Origin of the sequence: Amycolatopsis sp. NBC_00438 (assembly GCF_036026695.1) — a bacterium.
GTDB lineage: Bacteria > Actinomycetota > Actinomycetes > Mycobacteriales > Pseudonocardiaceae > Amycolatopsis.
Map to the genome: position 1 here is coordinate 2,801,935 of NZ_CP107923.1, position 16,264 is coordinate 2,818,198.

General features: G+C 71.0%; 14 protein-coding genes. 6 read left to right on the forward strand and 8 right to left on the reverse strand.

The window, feature by feature from the left end; genetic code table 11:
• Nucleotides 1-199 precede the first annotated feature (199 nt).
• On the reverse strand, nt 200-1,441 hold the full coding sequence (locus OG494_RS12985) for a hypothetical protein (protein ID WP_328455304.1): 1,242 nt from the start codon (nt 1,439-1,441) through the stop codon (nt 200-202).
• A gap of 503 nt (nt 1,442-1,944) precedes the next feature.
• Between OG494_RS12985 and OG494_RS12990 the strand changes: the two genes are divergently transcribed.
• Nucleotides 1,945-2,943: a hypothetical protein gene (locus OG494_RS12990; RefSeq protein WP_328455306.1), complete on the forward strand. Its 999-nt coding sequence runs from the start codon at nt 1,945-1,947 to the stop codon at nt 2,941-2,943.
• A gap of 591 nt (nt 2,944-3,534) precedes the next feature.
• On the opposite strand, the gene OG494_RS12995 is transcribed toward OG494_RS12990, so the two are convergent.
• Nucleotides 3,535-4,923 (reverse strand): KamA family radical SAM protein, encoded by a 1,389-nt coding sequence (locus OG494_RS12995; RefSeq protein WP_328455308.1) that lies wholly within the window; start codon nt 4,921-4,923, stop codon nt 3,535-3,537.
• Nucleotides 4,924-5,054: 131 nt separating this feature from the next.
• Between OG494_RS12995 and OG494_RS13000 the strand changes: the two genes are divergently transcribed.
• The 3 genes from OG494_RS13000 to OG494_RS13010 are packed head-to-tail and all read left to right on the forward strand — an operon-like array spanning nt 5,055 to nt 9,093.
• A complete protein-coding gene (locus OG494_RS13000; RefSeq protein WP_328455310.1) occupies nt 5,055-6,659 on the forward strand; it encodes an amidohydrolase in 1,605 nt (534 codons plus the stop codon).
• Between the two features lie 11 nt (nt 6,660-6,670).
• Nucleotides 6,671-8,299 (forward strand): apolipoprotein N-acyltransferase, encoded by a 1,629-nt coding sequence (gene lnt / locus OG494_RS13005; RefSeq protein ID WP_328455312.1) that lies wholly within the window; start codon nt 6,671-6,673, stop codon nt 8,297-8,299.
• Nucleotides 8,300-8,325: 26 nt separating this feature from the next.
• Entirely contained in the window at nt 8,326-9,093 is a 768-nt protein-coding gene (locus OG494_RS13010; protein ID WP_328455314.1) for a polyprenol monophosphomannose synthase, read from the forward strand.
• Nucleotides 9,094-9,099: 6 nt separating this feature from the next.
• Here the strand turns inward: OG494_RS13010 and OG494_RS13015 are convergent, their stop codons facing one another.
• Both OG494_RS13015 and OG494_RS13020 read right to left on the reverse strand, forming a co-directional pair.
• Nucleotides 9,100-9,288 (reverse strand): hypothetical protein, encoded by a 189-nt coding sequence (locus OG494_RS13015; RefSeq protein ID WP_328455316.1) that lies wholly within the window; start codon nt 9,286-9,288, stop codon nt 9,100-9,102.
• Between the two features lie 141 nt (nt 9,289-9,429).
• Nucleotides 9,430-10,191, reverse strand: coding sequence for a DeoR/GlpR family DNA-binding transcription regulator (locus OG494_RS13020; RefSeq protein WP_328455318.1), 762 nt, complete (start codon nt 10,189-10,191; stop codon nt 9,430-9,432).
• 48 nt (nt 10,192-10,239) lie between these two features.
• On the opposite strand from OG494_RS13020, the gene OG494_RS13025 reads away from it, so the two are divergent.
• On the forward strand, nt 10,240-10,908 hold the full coding sequence (locus OG494_RS13025; RefSeq protein ID WP_328455320.1) for an NUDIX domain-containing protein: 669 nt from the start codon (nt 10,240-10,242) through the stop codon (nt 10,906-10,908).
• Nucleotides 10,909-11,464: 556 nt separating this feature from the next.
• Here OG494_RS13025 and OG494_RS13030 read toward each other — a convergent pair.
• From OG494_RS13030 to OG494_RS13040, 3 genes are all read right to left on the reverse strand, one after another.
• Nucleotides 11,465-11,812, reverse strand: coding sequence for an RNA polymerase-binding protein RbpA (locus OG494_RS13030; RefSeq protein WP_003081521.1), 348 nt, complete (start codon nt 11,810-11,812; stop codon nt 11,465-11,467).
• 226 nt (nt 11,813-12,038) lie between these two features.
• Nucleotides 12,039-12,803 (reverse strand): thymidine kinase, encoded by a 765-nt coding sequence (locus OG494_RS13035; RefSeq protein WP_328455328.1) that lies wholly within the window; start codon nt 12,801-12,803, stop codon nt 12,039-12,041.
• Between the two features lie 22 nt (nt 12,804-12,825).
• Nucleotides 12,826-14,226, reverse strand: a complete 1,401-nt coding sequence (locus OG494_RS13040; RefSeq protein WP_328455330.1) for an MFS transporter — start codon at nt 14,224-14,226, stop codon at nt 12,826-12,828.
• A gap of 244 nt (nt 14,227-14,470) precedes the next feature.
• On the opposite strand from OG494_RS13040, the gene OG494_RS13045 reads away from it, so the two are divergent.
• Nucleotides 14,471-15,142, forward strand: coding sequence for a transglycosylase family protein (locus OG494_RS13045; protein WP_328455332.1), 672 nt, complete (start codon nt 14,471-14,473; stop codon nt 15,140-15,142).
• Between the two features lie 40 nt (nt 15,143-15,182).
• On the opposite strand, the gene OG494_RS13050 is transcribed toward OG494_RS13045, so the two are convergent.
• Nucleotides 15,183-16,157 carry a hypothetical protein gene (locus OG494_RS13050; protein WP_328455334.1) on the reverse strand — a complete coding sequence of 325 codons (975 nt, stop codon included), beginning with the start codon at nt 16,155-16,157 and terminating at the stop codon, nt 15,183-15,185.
• Between the last annotated feature and the right edge of the window lie 107 nt (nt 16,158-16,264).

A 16,264-nucleotide genomic window follows, 5' to 3' on the forward strand; every position in this document is an offset into this window, starting at 1 on the left:
GCCGAGCGGCGGATTCGGGCCGGGAACGTACCTGACGGGATAGCCGGCAACCAGTGCGGCGGCAATCAGCTCGCCTTGGTCACGTACTTACCGATCGCGCGCTCAACGAGGTGGTTCATGCTGTAGCTGCCGACCGTGGGTCTGATCGGCGCGATGTTCCGCCTCAGCCAGGCAGCGACCTCCAGCGACAAATGACGGCTCAGGACGCGCCGGGCACGCCGAGTTTCCAGAACACGAACGCCGGCTCCTGGTGCACCTTGGCTTCCCGGCGCAGGCCGTCGCGGACCGCCGGGCCGAAGCCGAGGAGGCTCGAGAGGGCACCGAAGATCGTCGCCGCGGGTGGTGCGGCGCCGGCCATCCCGCCGGCGACGGCGAAGCCGGCCGTGGCCAGGACGAAGGGCAGGTCACGCAGCAGAGTGTTGCGCCGCATGGCTTTCTCGATGACGCGGATGTTCGGCCGGAACACCTCGTCGAAGACCCGGGCGACGTCCGCGGAGAACTGCTCTTCGTCCGGGTCCGAGCCGATCAGGTCTTCGGTCAGCGCGAGGTGCCGCCGGAAGGCGTCGAACGCCTCGTCGTTACCCCGGATCTTGAGCAGGTCCAGCGTCGGCACCTGTTCCAGGACCGGCCGGGTGAACGTGTCGACGAAGGACAGCAGCCTCGTCCCGGGATGCAGGCCGTTCATCGCGTCCCGGGCCAGCCGCCAGTACGCGTCGGACGTGCTCCAGAACGTCCCGTCGACCGCTTCCGCGTGCAGCAGCCCGTTCCACGTGGTCAGGGACTGCAGGGTCAGCCGCGGCTCGACGGTGAAGCGGGCGATCTCGGCAGGACCCATGCCGAACTCCGTCCACAGCTCACGGTCCAGCTCGATCTTCGCCTGCTCGGCCAGCAGCGGCAGCCGGTACTCGACCCACTGCGGATAGCTGTGCACGTCGTAGCCGAGCATTTCCAGGTGGTCGCCGAGGTGGTCGGTGACCGCGCGCTCCACCGCGGTCACGGTCTCCTCGGCCGCCATGCGCAGCGGCCGGAACACGACGAGCCCGGCCCGTACCAGCGGCAGCACGTCCCACATCCGCTCGAGCTGGGTCGCCAGATGGGCCAGCAGCCGGGTGCCGGTCTGCCTGCCGAAGGTCCGCCGGTAGAAGTGGGCGAACCGCTTGATGTGGTCCTGCACGTACAGCAGCGGGTCGTCGCAGATCACCAGGTCCGCGACCAGCACCGCGCTCTTGACCTCGGCGGACCAGTCGCGCCAGGGATCGAGGGCGATGACGGCGACCCGGCCCGGTTCCGGCCGCGGCTCCTGGCCGGGCGCGGGCAACCCCGCGTAGAAGGCGCGGAGCCGCTCCAGCATCGCTTCGGCATCTTTGCGCTTGCTCAGCGACAACTCGAGTTCGGGGAGCAGTTCGTCGAGGAACCGGCTGTACTCGCTGTCTGCGGACATCAGCGACCCCGGGTGTAGTCGGATCCGGCGTGCCCGGTGACGACCTCGAGGGTGCTCAACGGGGAGGTGTGATCGGCCATCATCGGACGGGACGGCTGGACAGCACACGCATGCCGGCACTCTACGGTGCGAACGCGTTGGCAGGGCAAGTACGGCATCGTCATCCATTTCATCGCGTCCCTTCCCCAGGGGGATCGGCCGCATGCCCTCCGGCACAACGCTCTCCCGGCCCGGACCTCGACGCCCGCCAGGCGCGGGTGCCGATGCACGCCGGGTTCGGCGTGGTGGTCGAGGCCGGACGCCGCCTGCACCGGCAGGACAGCCCGGCGCACCGCGCCGCCGTGGCCGCCTTGTTTCGTGGGTGCCCTGGACCTGTGACGCCGGCTCGTTGAGCCGTTCGGGTGGCGACTCGGCCGGCGGCCAAACCTCCCGGGGCCGCCGGGCGTGGCGGGGGAGACGGCCGACTCCCGGGGGAAACCATGCTCAAGCGAACTCTTCTACTCGTGGCGGCGCTCGGCGCCGCCCTCGTGCCCGGCGCACAACCCGCGGTGGCGGCGGGCTGCACCTGGGCGATGACACCGCTGGCGCTGCCGGCCCCCTACACCAGCAGCGAGGTCTACGCGGCGGCCGAAGGCGGCTGGTTCGTCGGAGCCGTGCGCGGCCCCGACGCGTATTCGCAGGTGCGGTGGCACGGCGGTCAGGTCGTTTCGTCGTTCCGCCTGGTCGAAGTGCGCGACATCAACTCCTCCGGAGACGTCGTGGGGGACGGGGGGACCGGTGATTGGTGGGCCGCGAAACCCGTCGTGTACCGCGGTGGCCGATACGTGAACCTGCCCATGCCGCAAGGGTTCCGGTCCGCCAAGGCCACGCACATCAACAACGCCGGGGACGTCATCGGTGTCGCCTACGGTGAGTTCGGCGGCGACGTCCACCCGGTGCTGTGGGCCGCCGCGCGGCCGGGCACGGCCGAGGTCCTGAACCCGGATCCGCAGCACCTCTACGACACCTACCCGGTCGACGTCGACGAGCAGGGCCGCGTCCTGCTCTACACCGACGTCGGCGAGCGCTCGGGCGAGGTGTTCGTCCGAGCCGCGGACGGCGGTTACCGGCAGCTGCCCCCGCTGTACCCCGGCGGCGCGGTCTACCTCGAGGCCTTCCACGGCGGCCGCATCGCCGCTTCGGTCGTCACGCCCGAGCTGACGACGGTCGCCATCGAGGCGGACCTGGCCGGGAACGTCGTGCACACGACCACCGAAGCGGCCGACACCCTGTTCCTCGACGCCGGCACGACGATGGCCGGCGTGGCCCACACCTTCGGCCCCGAGAACTACGAACTCCGCATCTGGGACAACGGCGAACCCACCGCCGACCTGGCCGGCGACGCCGACTTCAACGCGGCCCCGCAGCCCGCGGGGCTCACCGACGACGGGACGCTGGCCGCGACCATCAGGTTGCCGGGCACGACGCAACCGCGGGCGGTGGCCTACCACCGCGGCTGCTGACGTCGCGTGCATCACGTGGCCGCCGCGCCGACTTGCTCCTGGTCGACGGCGACCCGACGACGACCATCGGCGACACGCTCAACACGCGCGCGCTCTGGCGGCCGGGCAGCCGGCTGAAGGAACCGTGACGGTCGGGCGCGGTCGGCAACCGCCCGCGGCTGTGCCGGGCCAGGTGCTGGTCGCAGCCGACGTGTCTCCGGCGAGGGCCGAGGGGCGCCTTCCGCGATGCGGCCGCGGTCGGCCAGGCCGAAACGGCGGTGCCCGCGGCGACCCTCCGGAAAGTGTCTGGCCGGTACCGCGAGTAGTCGGCGGGGTCCGGGGCATCGGAGGCGTCGTCCCAGCGCACGGCCAAGCTCCTAGACGTACTCGACGAGCTTGGCTGTCGTGATCGCGTCCGTACAGCCTGACTGATCCGCGCCCGTCGCCAGGTCCGGGCGACTGTCCACGATGGATCTTCTGGGCCGTATGGCGATCGGTCGCAACCGGTACTTACCGGCTTTGACCAGCCCAAACACGCGTATAAGCCGAGGGGTGCCGCGTCGGCCCCGATCGGGGCCTCCGCGGCACCCCTCGCACAGTGACGCGTCGGCGTCAGCGGGAGCGGTTCGCCCACCAGGTCTGGCCGGCTTCGGGCAGGGTGGTGATCGGGTCGTAGTAGGGGTAGCGCCGCTGCAAGGCTTCCGGGTCGTCCAGCTCGATGCCGGTCCGGTAGTTCTTGGTCCAGTAGGAAATCCCCAGCTCGCGGTCGTAGTCGGCGAGCTGGTGCACCCAGCGCTTCCCGACATACGGCACGTCGCAGACGATGCGCGGGGTGGCGTAGCCGGGGAGGTAGCCCATGATCGCGTGCTGCAGCTCCTGGGCTTCGTGCACGGAAACCCGCCAGTGCTCGGCGTTCGGGATCATGTCGCACATGTAGAAGTAGTACGGCAGAATGTTCGCTTCGCCCTGCAGCGCGAAGCACAGGTCCAGCAGCTGGGCCGGCGTCGCGTTGACGCCGCGCATCAGGACGCCCTGGTTGCGGACGTCGCGGACGCCCACGTTCAGCGCCGTCTGGGCCGCTTCCGCCACCAGCGGGGTCACCGACTGGGCGTGGTTGACGTGGGTGTGGATCGCCAGGTTGACGCCGCGGCGCTGGGCGGTGACGGCGACGCGCTCCAAGCCTTCGACGACCTTCGGCTGGAGCCAGTGCTGCGGCAGCGCGGCCAGGGCCTTGGTCGCCAGGCGGATGTCGCGGACGGTCTCGATGTCCATCAGGCGCATCAGGAACGACTCGAGCTGCGGCCAGGGCACGTTGGCGACGTCGCCGCCGGAGACCACGACGTCGCGGACGCCCGGGGTCTTCTTCAGGTACGCGATCATCGCGTCCTGGCGGTCGACCGGCTTGAGCGAGAGCTTGTGCTTCTCGACCTGCTCGGTGGAGTTGCCGACGAGGTCCATCCGGGTGCAGTGGCCGCAGTACTGCGGGCAGGTCGAGATCATCTCGGCCAGCACCTTGGTCGGGTAGCGGTGGGTCAGGCCCTCCACGACCCACATCTCCGCCTCGTGCAGTGAGTCGCGCTCCGAGTGGGGGTGGCTCGGCCACGTCGTGTCGCGGTCGCTCTTGACCGGGAGCATGTAGCGGCGGATCGGGTCGGCGTAGAACGCCTCGGTGACCTTCGCCGGGTCGGTGCCCGCCGTCGGCGCCATCGTGTTGATCATCTGCGGCGGCAGCAGCATCGACATGGTCGCCATCTCGCGCTGGTCGGCGGCCAGGTCGTCGTAGAAACGCTCCTCCAGCAGGTCGCCCATCAGGGCGCGCAGCTGCTTGGCGTTGCGGATGCAGTGCACCCGCTGCCACTGGGCGTCGCGCCACTCGGCGTCGGTCACGTCGTGCCAGCCGGGGAAGCGGCGCCAGTCGGGTTCCACCAGCTCGGCGCGGGCGTACTCATAGGGCTGGTCGATCGCGGCGGCAGGCGTCACAGGTTCCTGGATCGCAGTCACTTGTACTCCCAGTCGTCGGTTAGGCGTCAAAATATCCTGTCATAACGTTCTCACGGAGTAAATCTTCCTGCATGCTCGTAGATCTTCCCCCAGGTGGCGGAGGGGTTCGAGACGCGGAGCAGACTCAAGACGTGACGGACGAACACACCACGCTCCTGCTCGGCGGGCGCATCTACACCCCGGCCGGCCCGGACGCCACGGCGATGGCGATCACCGGCGGCACCGTCGTCTGGGCCGGGCAGGACGGCCCGGCCCGCGCGCTGCACCCCGGCGCCGAGGTCGTCGACCTCGACGGCGCCTTCGTGGCCCCCGCGTTCGTCGACGCCCACGTCCACGCCACCGCCACCGGCCTGCACCTGACCGGCCTCGACCTCACCGCCGTGCGCGACCGCGCCGGGCTGCTGGCCGCAGTCCGCGACGCCGTCGTCCCCGGGCAGGTCCTGCTGGCCCACGGCTGGGACGAGACCCGCTGGACCGACCCGCGGCCGCCCAGCCGCACCGAACTCGACGACGCCGCCGGGGACACCCCGGTCTACCTGAGCCGCGTAGACGTCCACTCCGCCCTCGTCTCCACCGCGCTGATCGAGCTGGCCCCGGCCGCCCGCAAAGCCGACGGCTGGTCGCCCGACGGCCCGCTGACCCGCGACGCCCACCACGCCGTCCGCACGGCCGTGCGCGCCGCCATCACCCCCGAGCAGCGTGAACGCGCCCAGCGGGCGTTCCTCGCCGAAGCCGCGAAGCAGGGCATCGTGAGCGTCCACGAGTGCGCCGGGCCCGACATCTCCGGCCGCGACGACCTCGCCGCGCTCCTGGCCCTCGCCGGCCCGGGCCTGCCCGACGTCATCGGCTACTGGGGTGAGCTCGGCGCCGTCGACACGGCCCGCGAACTCGGCGTCCGCGGCCTGGCCGGTGACCTGTTCGTCGACGGCGCCCTCGGCTCCCGCACCGCGGCGCTGACCGAGCCGTACGCCGATCACCACGGCTCCGGCACGCTCTACCTCGACGCCCACCGCATCGCCGAGCACCTCGCCGCCTGCACCGAAGCCGGCCTGCAGGCCGGCTTCCACGTCATCGGCGACGCCGCGACCGCCGAGGTGATCGAAGGCTTCCGCCTCGCCGAGAAGGAGGTCGGGCAGCGCGCCCTGGCCGCCCGTCACCACCGGCTCGAACACCTGGAGATGGTCACCGCCGAGCAGGCCCAGATCCTCGCCGGCTGGGGCGTCGTCGCCTCGATGCAGCCCCTGTTCGACGCCGCGTGGGGCGGCACCGACGGGATGTACGCCGACCGCCTCGGCGCCGGCCGCGCGGCCGGGCTCAACCCCTTCTCCGCCCTGGCCGCCGAAGGCGTCATGCTCGCCTTCGGTTCCGACGCGCCCGTCACGCCCCTCGACCCGTGGGCCGGCGTCCGCGCGGCCGCCTACCACCGGACGCCGGGCGCGGGCCTGTCGCCGCGCGCCGCGTTCACCGCCCACACCCGCGCCGGGCACCGCGCCGCCGGCGTCCACGACGGGAGCACCGGGAGCCTGGCCCCGGGCGCGCCGGCCCACTACGCGATCTGGGACGCGACCGACCTCGTCGTCGCCACCCCCGACACCCGGGTGCAGCGCTGGTCCACCGATCCGCGGGCCGGCGTGCCACCGCTGCCGCGCCTCGAGCCCGGGGCGGCGCTGCCGCGCTGCCTGCGCACGGTGCGCGCGGGCGAGGTCGTCTACGACGACTTCACGCCGGGCACCTAGAGTCAACCCCTGTGGCAGTCACCGTGGCGGACCCCGAACCGGGCGCTTCGCACAAACCCGCCCGTACCAGGCCCTTCCCCCGGATGTGGCTGCTGCGGCTGGCCGGCGCGCTGGTGTCCGGTTTCGCCGTTTACCTGAGCTTCGCGCCGCGCCCGCTGTGGTGGCTCGCCCCGCTCGCGTTCGCCGGGTTCGCCCTCGTGCTGCGCGGCCGCACCTTCCGGGGCGCGTTCGGGTACGGCTTCGCGTTCGGGTTCGTCTTCTTCCTGCCGCTGCTGACCTGGCTGCTGGACTTCCTCGGCCCGGACTACGGCCCGTGGCCGTGGCTGGGCCTGTCGTTCGCGCTGGCCCTCTACTACGGCCTCGCGGGCGGTCTCATCACGCTGGTGTCGCGGCTGCCGCTCGCGCCGTTGTGGGGCGCGCTGATCTTCATCGCGATGGAGACGCCGCGCGCGTGGTTCCCCTTCGGCGGCTTCCCGTGGGGCCGGGTCGCGTTCAGCCAGCCCGAAGGCGCGTTCCTGCCGCTCGCCTCGATCGGCGGCGCGCCCCTGGTCGGCCTCGCCGTCGTCTTCACCGGGTTCTGCCTCGCCGTGCTCGCCGGAGGCCTCTGGGACGCCCGTGCCGCCCTGAAGCCTGCCCTGCGCGCCCGGCGCAACGTCCTGGCCGCCCTCGGCACCGTGCTGCCCGTCGTCGCGGGCCTGGCCTGGTGGCCGGCCATCGGGACCGGCGCGCAGGACGGCGAGCGCACGATCGCCACCGTGCAGGGCAACGCCCCGGACATCGGCCTCGCGCTGCAGGGTGAGCGGGACCTGCTGCGCCGCAACACCCTCGCCGAGAGCGAACGGCTGCTGGACGCGATCCGTGCCGGGAAGGTCCCGAAGCCGGACCTGGTCCTGTGGCCGGAGAGCGCCACCACCGTCAACGGCCCGGACCCGCAGGTCGACCAGCTCGTCGCGAGCTTCGGCGTGCCCGCCCTGATCGGCGCGCTCTACGTGCTGCCGGACCGGCACATCCAGAACTCCGTCATCGCCTGGGACCCGCGCACCGGGCCCGGGCAGCGCTACGCGAAGCAGCAGCTCGTGCCCTTCGGCGAGTACGTGCCCGCCCGCAAGCTCGCCGAGCTCGTCACGCCGTTCGTCGACCAGGAGACCGTCGACATGGTCCCCGGCGACGGCGCGAACCAGACCCTGGCCGCCGCGGGCACGAAGGTCGGCGTGTTCGTCTGCTATGAGGCGGCGTTCGACTACCCGGCCCGCGACGCCGTGCGCGACGGGGCCGAGGTGCTGGTCGTGCCGACCAACAACGCCTGGTACGGCGAGAGCGAGATGAGCGTGCAGCAGCTGGCCATGTCGCGGCTGCGGGCGGTCGAGCACAGCCGGTCCGTCGTGGTGTCCGCCGTCTCAGGAGTGAGCGCGATCGTCGCCCCCGACGGGACGGTTACCAGCTCAACGGGCCTTTTCACCGCGGATTCCCTGGTCGGGCGCGTCCCGCTGCGGACGCAGACTACGCTGTCGGATCGACTCGGTGCGTGGACGGAGTACGGGCTGCTGGCACTGGCGATCGCCGGGGTGGCCGGCGGGCTCGTACTCCGTTTTCGCACCCGGCGCAGCAGCGCCGGCACGGCAGGGGACACGGCGGACTGACCGCCGGGGATATCGGAGGAGCACGGATGTCGCAGGCGCCGCGGGGGGCCCGGGGAATCGAGCCGGTGCTGGTGGTGATCCCGACCTACAACGAGCGGGAGAACCTCGGGCCGATCCTGGACCGCCTGCACAAGGCACTTCCGGATGTGGACGTGCTGGTCGTGGACGACGGCAGCCCGGACGGGACCGGTGAGCTCGCCGACGAGCGCGCCGCCGCCGACGAGCACATCCACGTGCTCCACCGGACGGAGAAGGCCGGCCTGGGCGCCGCCTACATCGCCGGGTTCCGCTGGGGCCTGGCGCGGGAGTACAACACCATCGTCGAGATGGACGCCGACGGCTCGCACGCGCCCGAGGACCTGCCCCGGCTGCTGGACGCGGTCGGCGACGCCGACCTGGCCATCGGGTCGCGGTACGTGCCCGGCGGCAGCGTGGTGAACTGGCCGGTCAACCGCCAGATCCTCTCCCGCGGCGCCAACGTCTACTCGCAGCTCGCGCTGGGGATGCGTGTGCGCGACATCACCGCCGGGTTCCGCGCGTACCGGCGTCCGGTGCTGGAGAAGCTGGCCCTGGACGAGGTCAACTCGCACGGCTACTGCTTCCAGATCGACCTGACGCTGCGCACGGCCGACGCCGGCTTCGAGATCGTCGAGGTGCCGATCACGTTCACCGAGCGCGAGATCGGCGAGTCCAAGATGAGCGGCTCGATCATCCGCGAGGCGTTCCTGCGCGTGGCGACGTGGGGCGTGCAGCGCCGCACGCAGCAGCTGAAGCGGCTGTTCAAGCGCGGCTGAGCGCCGTCACGATCCAGGCCTCGGAGCCGGGAAGACGCCGTCGGGGGTCTGGTGCGCGGTGAACGCCGCGCGCAGCCGGCCCACGGCGGCGTCTTCCCCGTCGTGGGCGGCGAGCAGTTCCTGCGCGTTCCTGAGCCCAGGGGTGAACTCGACCACCGTGACGCTGTCGGGGCCGTAGCAGGCCGGTTCACCCACTTCGGCGGCCTCGAACGCGGCTTCTCCGCGTTCTCGATGCAGGTGACGGCCGCCGCGGCCCGGAAGCGTTCGTTGTGCGGGCGGATCTCGGCGTCGAACAGCGCCGCGAACTCGACCCCCGTGCTCACTCATGGCGTTTCCTCAGTGGCCGGTGAGCCGCAGCTCGACCCCCTGCGCTGCAAGTTTCCGCACGTTCGGGTCGGCTTCGTCGGCGTCGGTGATGATTCCGGCGACGTCGGCGAAGGGCAAGACCGCGCACCGCGACGCCGTGCCGAGCTTTTCGGCGCTGGCCAGCACGTACGTGTCGGCCGCGCGCCGGGCCAGCGTTCGCTTCATCGCGGCTTCGTCGGCGTCGCCGGTGGTCAGGCCGGCCTCGGGGTGGACGCCGGTGACGCCGAGCAGGAAGACGTCGGCGCTGATCGCCTGGGCTGCTTCGGCCGCGGCGGCGCCGCAGGTGACCGCGGAGTGCCGGAACAGGCGGCCGCCGAGCAGGAACACCTCGATGCCGTCGTGGTCCAGCAGCGCGGCGGCGACCGTGGGGCTGTGGGTCACGACGGTCGCCGCCAGGTCCCTGGGCAGCGCTTTCGTGACGGCCAGGGAGGTGGTCCCGCCGTCGAGGATGACCGTCGACCCCGGCCGGATCAGCCCGGCGGCGAGGGCGGCCACCCGGTCCTTGCCCGCCACGGCGATCGACGTCCGGCTCGCGTAGTCGGCGACGGCGGGGGAGATGGGCAGCGCGCCGCCGTAGACGCGCTGGCAGAGCCCGGCCGCGGCGAGGTCGCGCAGGTCACGGCGGATGCTGTCCTCCGAGACACCCAGCTCGGCCGCGACGTCCTTCGCCAGCACCTTGCCTTCGGCGGCCAGCCGGCCGAGCAGCAGCTCGCGGCGTTCCCCGACCAGCATGCACGATCCTCCTTGTTCGTTCCGAGTTATGCACATTATGGTCGCGGCATGACCACTTCGACAAGCGTGCCCGGCCTCGACGTCCCGGATCACCGCGGCCGCACCGGCCTCGACCGCGTGGGCCGCGACCTGGACCGGAACCCGCGGGTGCGCGTCACCGGCGTCGAGCTGCTCGCGGCCGGCTGGCACGTGCTGCGCCGCACGACGCTGGACTACCGCCACGACGACGGCCACTGGACGACCCAGCAGCGCGAGACCTACGACCGCGGCAACGGCGCCACCGTGCTGCTCTACGACCTCGAGAGCGCGACTGTGCTGCTGACCCGTCAGTTCCGCTACCCCGTCTACGTCAACGACCACCCCGACGGGATGCTGCTGGAGGCCGCGGCCGGGCTCCTGGACGACCAGGACCCCGAGACGGCCATCCGCCGCGAGGCCGAAGAGGAGACCGGCGTCCGCATCGGTGAGCTGGAGCACGTGTTCGACGTCTTCATGAGCCCGGGCTCGGTCACCGAACGCCTCCACTGCTACGCCGCGCCGTACCGCCCGGCCGAACGCGGCCCGGGTGGCGGGCTCGCGGAGGAGGGGGAGGACATCGAAGTGGTCGAGCTGCCGTTCAAGGAGGCCCTCGCGATGGTGCGCACGGGGGAGATCGCCGACGCCAAGACGATCATGCTGCTGCAGTGGGCGGCCCTGGAAGGCCCGTTCAGCCGCTAGCCGGCCGCCGTGAGGGGCACCCTCATGGCCTACGGCGAGCCGCCGGGCGCGCGGCGGTAATGCACCAGGTGGCCGGTCGTGAGGGGCATCCTCAGGGCTTTAAGTCCCCGAGGGTGCCCCTCACGACTGTCGACGGTCCGACGCGGTCGCCCGGGCACCCGGCTGTTGCGGGTTCACGTGCGGCTGAGGTGTGACACCGCGGTGCCGTGAAGGTGCCCCTCACGGCGCCGCGGTGAGCTGTCGGCCAACTCCATCGGCGCGCACGCCGCTCGGGAGTAGTTCCAGTGGAGCCCGCCGTGAGGGGCACCCTCACGGCACTAGGCGAGCTGCCGGCGCGCATGCGGCTGGTCGCGGACTCATCGTGCGGCTGGATAGCGGCCACCAGGAGAGCTGTCGTGAGGGGCACCCTCAGGGACTCAATAGCCCTGAGGGTGCCCCTCACGGCCGAAGGGCCGCGGCAGCCGGGTGCGGGCATGTGAAAGGCCCCCGCGGGGGGAGGTCGCGGGGGCCTTTCCGTTGTGGTGGGAGCTTGGCTACGAGCCGAAGCCCGAAGGGGTCACGCGGACCGGGAGGTCCGGCGGCCCTTCAGCTCGGCGAGACGTTCGTTCAGCAGGTCCTCGAGCTCGGGGATGGTGCGCCGCTCAAGCAGCATGTCCCAGTGGGTCCGCGGCGGCTTGACCTTCTTCTGCTCGGGCTGCCCGCCATCGACGATCTCGGACTCGCTGCCGTGCAGCCGGCATTCCCACACCGTCGGGATCTCGGCGTCGTCGGAGAACGGCACCTCGAACTCGTGGTTCTTGGGGCAGGCGTAGCGCACGGTGCGTCGCGGGGCGAGGTCGTGGTTGCGGTCGGTCTCGTAGCTGACCGCTCCCAGCCGGCTTCCACGAAGAACACGGTCGGCCATGATGGGGTCCTTTCAGTCAGCTCCGGGGTGGAGCCAGGGTGGTGCTCACCCTATGCAACGACTCAGGGTCTCCGGGGATTCCCGGTTCACCATGTCGTTGCTCACGATGAGCTGCGTCACCCGCCGGGATCAGCTTCCACTAGTAGGAGGCATTTCGCGCTCCGGCGTGACGTCAATACGGCCTTCTTAGTGCTGATATCCCCCGGATGGGCTACTCGCGCATCCTTCAGGTCAACCGTAACTGACCGTGATGCGCGGTAACGGGTCCCAGGTCACCCGCCCGAAAGTGGCGACGGCACAATACCTGATAACGCAAAGTAGCTGATTCGACCTCAAATCGTGCTGAAGCTGAAGTTTCAACTACGGATTGTTCGGTATCTGCCACGACCACCGTATCGCCTTCGCGCACAACCTCGCCGTCGAGCACCCGCGCGTTGAACCGGCCGGCCAGCCCGCACCAGCACAAGACCTCCACCTGGACCGGCTGCAGCTCGTCCGCCAGCTCGAACAGACGTGCGGCCCCGGGGAAGAGCTTGCTGCGGAAGTCCGTCGCGATCCCGAAGCAGTACACGTCGATCTGGACCTCGTCGGCCAGTTCGGCCAGCTGGTCGACCTGCGCGGGGGAGAGGAACTGCGCCTCGTCGATCACCACGTAGTCCACGTGCTGCCCGCGCGCCCACTCCTGCCGCACCAAGTCCCGGACGTCGGTGTCCTCGCCGACCTCCACCGCCTGCCGGCTCAGCCCGATCCGGCTGGAGATCTGCGGCGCGCCCGAGCGGTCGTGGCGCACCAGCACCAGCCCCCGTCTGCCCTGGCGCGCGTGGTTGTGGTCGATCTGCAGCGCCAGCGTCGACTTCCCGCAGTCCATCGGCCCGTAACAGAACTTCAGCCGGCCCACCGGCGGCGTGCCGCGGCGCGAACCGGCCGCGGGGACCGACGACAGGGCGTCCGTGGGATCGGGGCCGGAGGCCCGGTCGTTCAGCAAGGTCACGACAGTCGACCCTATCGGGGACCTACAGCACCTCCGGCGGACGGTTGCCCGCCGCCTCGATCGCCCGCCGCACCGGGACCAGCGCCACCAGCACCAGACCGGCCACGAAGAAGATCACCAGCGCCACGATCGCCAGCCGGAACGACCCCGTCGCCTGCCCGACCCCGGCGAACACCAGCGGCCCCAGCCACGACGTCCCGCGCTCGCCCACGACGTAGAGCGAGTAGTACTGCGCGTCCTTGCCCTCCGGGATCATCTGGCTGAACAGCGACCGCGACAACGCGTTCGTCCCGCCGAGCACCAGCCCGATCCCGACCGCCACCGCCAGGAACTGCACCACCTTCCCCGGCTGGATGAAGTACGCCCCGACCAGCACCACGATCCACAGCACCAGACTGCCCAGGATCGTCCGCTTCGCCCCGATCCGCCGCGCCACCAGCCCGTGCAGCGTGCCACCCAGGTACGCCACGAACTGGATCACCAGGATCGTCATGATCAGCACTTCGTCGCCGAACCGCAGTTCGTCCTTGCCGTACTGCGCCGAGACCGCCACCACAGTGGTGATGCCGTCGGTGAAGATCAGGTAGCTGCCCAGGAAGGCCAGCGTCAGCGGGAACGCCTTCGCCGAGACGATCGTCCGCCGCAGCTCGCCGAACCCCGCCCGCAGCACCGACGTCCCCGGCGCGACGTCCACCGGCGTGTGGTCGCGGGGGAGTGCCCGCACCGCGGGGACCGTGAACAGCGCCCACCACAGGCCCGAGGTCAGGAAGCAGATCTGCACGGCCGTGCCCTTGGACACCCCGAAGGCGTCGTGGCCGAGGTAGAACCCCAGCTGCAACGCCAGCGCCAAGCCGCCGCCCAGGTACCCGAACGCCCAGCCCTTCGCCGAGATGTCGTCCCGCTCGTCCGGCCCGCCGATGTCCACCAGGAACGAGTAGTAGACGACCAGCGAACCGCCGTAGCCGATGTTCGCCACGATGAACAGCGCCGCACCCAGCTGCCAGTCCGAGCCGGCCATGAAGAACATCGCCGCCGCCGCGGTCGCGCCCAGGAACGCGAACCCGCCCAGGATCCGCCGCTTGTTCCGGCTCCGGTCGGCCACCGCACCCGCGATCGGCAGCACCAGCACCTGCACGATCGTCGCCACCGACAGCAGGTAGCCCCACGTCGAGCCGGCCGGGAACTGCAGCCCGAACACCGTCACGTCGCAGTGGTGCAGCGTGTCCGACGCGCCGGCCGCGTCGACACAGGCGTGGTCCCCGTTAAGGGTGAAGTTCGACTTCGCGTCCTCGGCCGCGATCGTGCTCATGTAGAGCGCGCCGAACACCGTCGTCGTCGACGAATAGAACGGCGAATTCGCCCAGTCGTAGAAATACCAGCCCCAGCGCTCGCGCTTGGTCGAGCGCGTCCCGGCCAGCGTCATCCACGGCTCCTCAAGGTCAAGTATGTCCAGGTCAGCGCGGAGACTACGGGGAGGCGGCGGCGCCGGTCCCCGCAACACCGAAACGTGTCCGGTTTGTCGCATCGTGGTCATCCGCCACTTCCGTGGCCAATGACGGCGCACGGTCCACAGCGTGTCGCTGACAAGAGTGAACGGTGTTTCGTGTGAGACTGCTGAGCAAAGTGTGTCTCTTGTGGTCAAAGGGGCACGCTCCTACTGTGCTCGCATGATCCACAACCGGAGACGCACCGTCGCGAGGCTCCTGCTCCTCGCCTTCGCCGCTGGGGGTCTGCAGCTGACCATCCCCGCCGTCGCCTCCGCGGACCCCGCGTCGACGGCCTGGGCCAAGCTCCGCATGTGCGAATCGAGCGGCCGCTACGCCACCAACACCGGCAACGGCTACTACGGCGCCTACCAGTTCGACCTCCCCACCTGGCGCAGCGTCGGCGGCGCCGGCCGCCCCGACCAGGCCGCCCCCGGCGAACAGGACTACCGCGCCCTCTACCTCTACCGGATGCGCGGCTGGCAGCCCTGGCAGTGCGCCGGCATGCTCAAACTCTCCGGCGACGGCGACGCCCGCAGCAAACGCGTCCCCACCTACGCCGACTCCGCCTACATCGGCGGCGGGGGACCGGCCCCCGCACCCACCCCGCCACCCCCGAGCGGCAAACCGGCGTGGCCGGGCGTCGTCTACGCCTACGGCGACTGCGCCGCCCCGCTCAAGACATTCCAGCTCCGCATGAACGCCTTCGGCTACGGCTTCACCGGCACCGGCTGCTACCTCGAGAAGACCAAGGAAGCCGTCCTCGCCCTCCAGCGAGCCAACGGCATCAAGGACTCCGGCCTCCTCGGCCCCAAGACCTGGGACGCCGCCTGGTCCGGCAAACCACCCCGCTGACCAGCACCCGGGCCGGGCTGTTCCCGGCCCGGGTCCGGCATCACGGCAGGGGATAGAAGTAGTACCCGTCACCGTCCAGCACATGGTTCTCCGCCAAGAACCGGGTGAACCGCCGCAGGAACTCCGCGTGATCGGAGTCCAGCACCGGCCGCACCGTGAACGACGACGTCGCCGAAGCACCCTGCACGCTCTCGTCGACCGGATAAGCGCCACACACGTTGGTCAACCCGCCCGAGTGCCGGGTCCAGAACGGCCCCCACGTGCTCGCACACCGCGCCTCGGCCGCCACCCGGTGCGCCTGACGCGCCGCCACGTCGTAGAACAACCGGTTCTGCGGCCCGGTGAACCCGGCCGACCCACCCGACGTCCCCGGATAACCCGCGTACCGCCCGACCGGCGCGACGTCCCGCACGAACCGCCCCGTCTCCGCGATCGGCAGCTCAGCCGCCGAGAAGTCGAACATCGGCGTGTACCACGTCCGCAGCACACAATCCGCGCCCCGCACGTACCCCGCCGGATCCAGCTGCCGCGCCACGTCGCACCGCACACCCGTCCCCATCGGCGACCCGGTCAACGTGAACCGGTCACTCGTCTCCGCCACCAGCTGCGACCGCACGGTGTACGACGTCCGCTTCTCCGCGGCCACTTCCGCCGAAGCCCCCGTGGCCGGCGGGTCCTCGCCGTCCAGGGAGAACACCTCCGTGACGTCGGGAGCCGCCCGCCACTCCGCGATGCTCTTCACCACCGGCACGACCGACCGATCACAGAACCCGGCGCCACCCGTCGGCGGACCACACAGGATCGACACCCCGAACCGCGCCGTGTCCGCCACGTTGTCCGTCCGCCAGTTCACCAGCCGGTGCGCCATCACCACCTGCCGCGAGTCCTTCAGCACGTTCAACGTCGAAAACACGTACGCCGACGCCGTCCCGTCCACCCCACACGCCGGCTCCAGGCACGCGTAGTGCGCGAACTTCAGCTCCGTGAACCAGCACGCCCCGTAAACGCTCTTCACGAAATAGCCGTGCCGCGTATCCACATGACACTCGTCCAGCGACAACGGCTGATCCACCGGAGCGGTGTAAGGCTCCGAATTCGGCGGCGGCCCCGCCGCCTCACCCG

What these genes read in the sequence shown, in the direction of transcription:
- OG494_RS12985 (WP_328455304.1), bottom strand. Translation starts at nt 1,441, where the DNA reads ATGTCCGCAGACAGCGAGTACAGCCGGTTCCTCGACGAACTGCTCCCC.
- OG494_RS13010 (WP_328455314.1), top strand. Translation starts at nt 8,326, where the DNA reads ATGTCGCAGGCGCCGCGGGGGGCCCGGGGAATCGAGCCGGTGCTGGTG.
- OG494_RS13020 (WP_328455318.1), bottom strand. Translation starts at nt 10,191, where the DNA reads ATGCTGGTCGGGGAACGCCGCGAGCTGCTGCTCGGCCGGCTGGCCGCC.
- OG494_RS13025 (WP_328455320.1), top strand. Translation starts at nt 10,240, where the DNA reads ATGACCACTTCGACAAGCGTGCCCGGCCTCGACGTCCCGGATCACCGC.
- OG494_RS13030 (WP_003081521.1), bottom strand. Translation starts at nt 11,812, where the DNA reads ATGGCCGACCGTGTTCTTCGTGGAAGCCGGCTGGGAGCGGTCAGCTAC.
- OG494_RS13040 (WP_328455330.1), bottom strand. Translation starts at nt 14,226, where the DNA reads ATGACGCTGGCCGGGACGCGCTCGACCAAGCGCGAGCGCTGGGGCTGG.
- OG494_RS13045 (WP_328455332.1), top strand. Translation starts at nt 14,471, where the DNA reads ATGATCCACAACCGGAGACGCACCGTCGCGAGGCTCCTGCTCCTCGCC.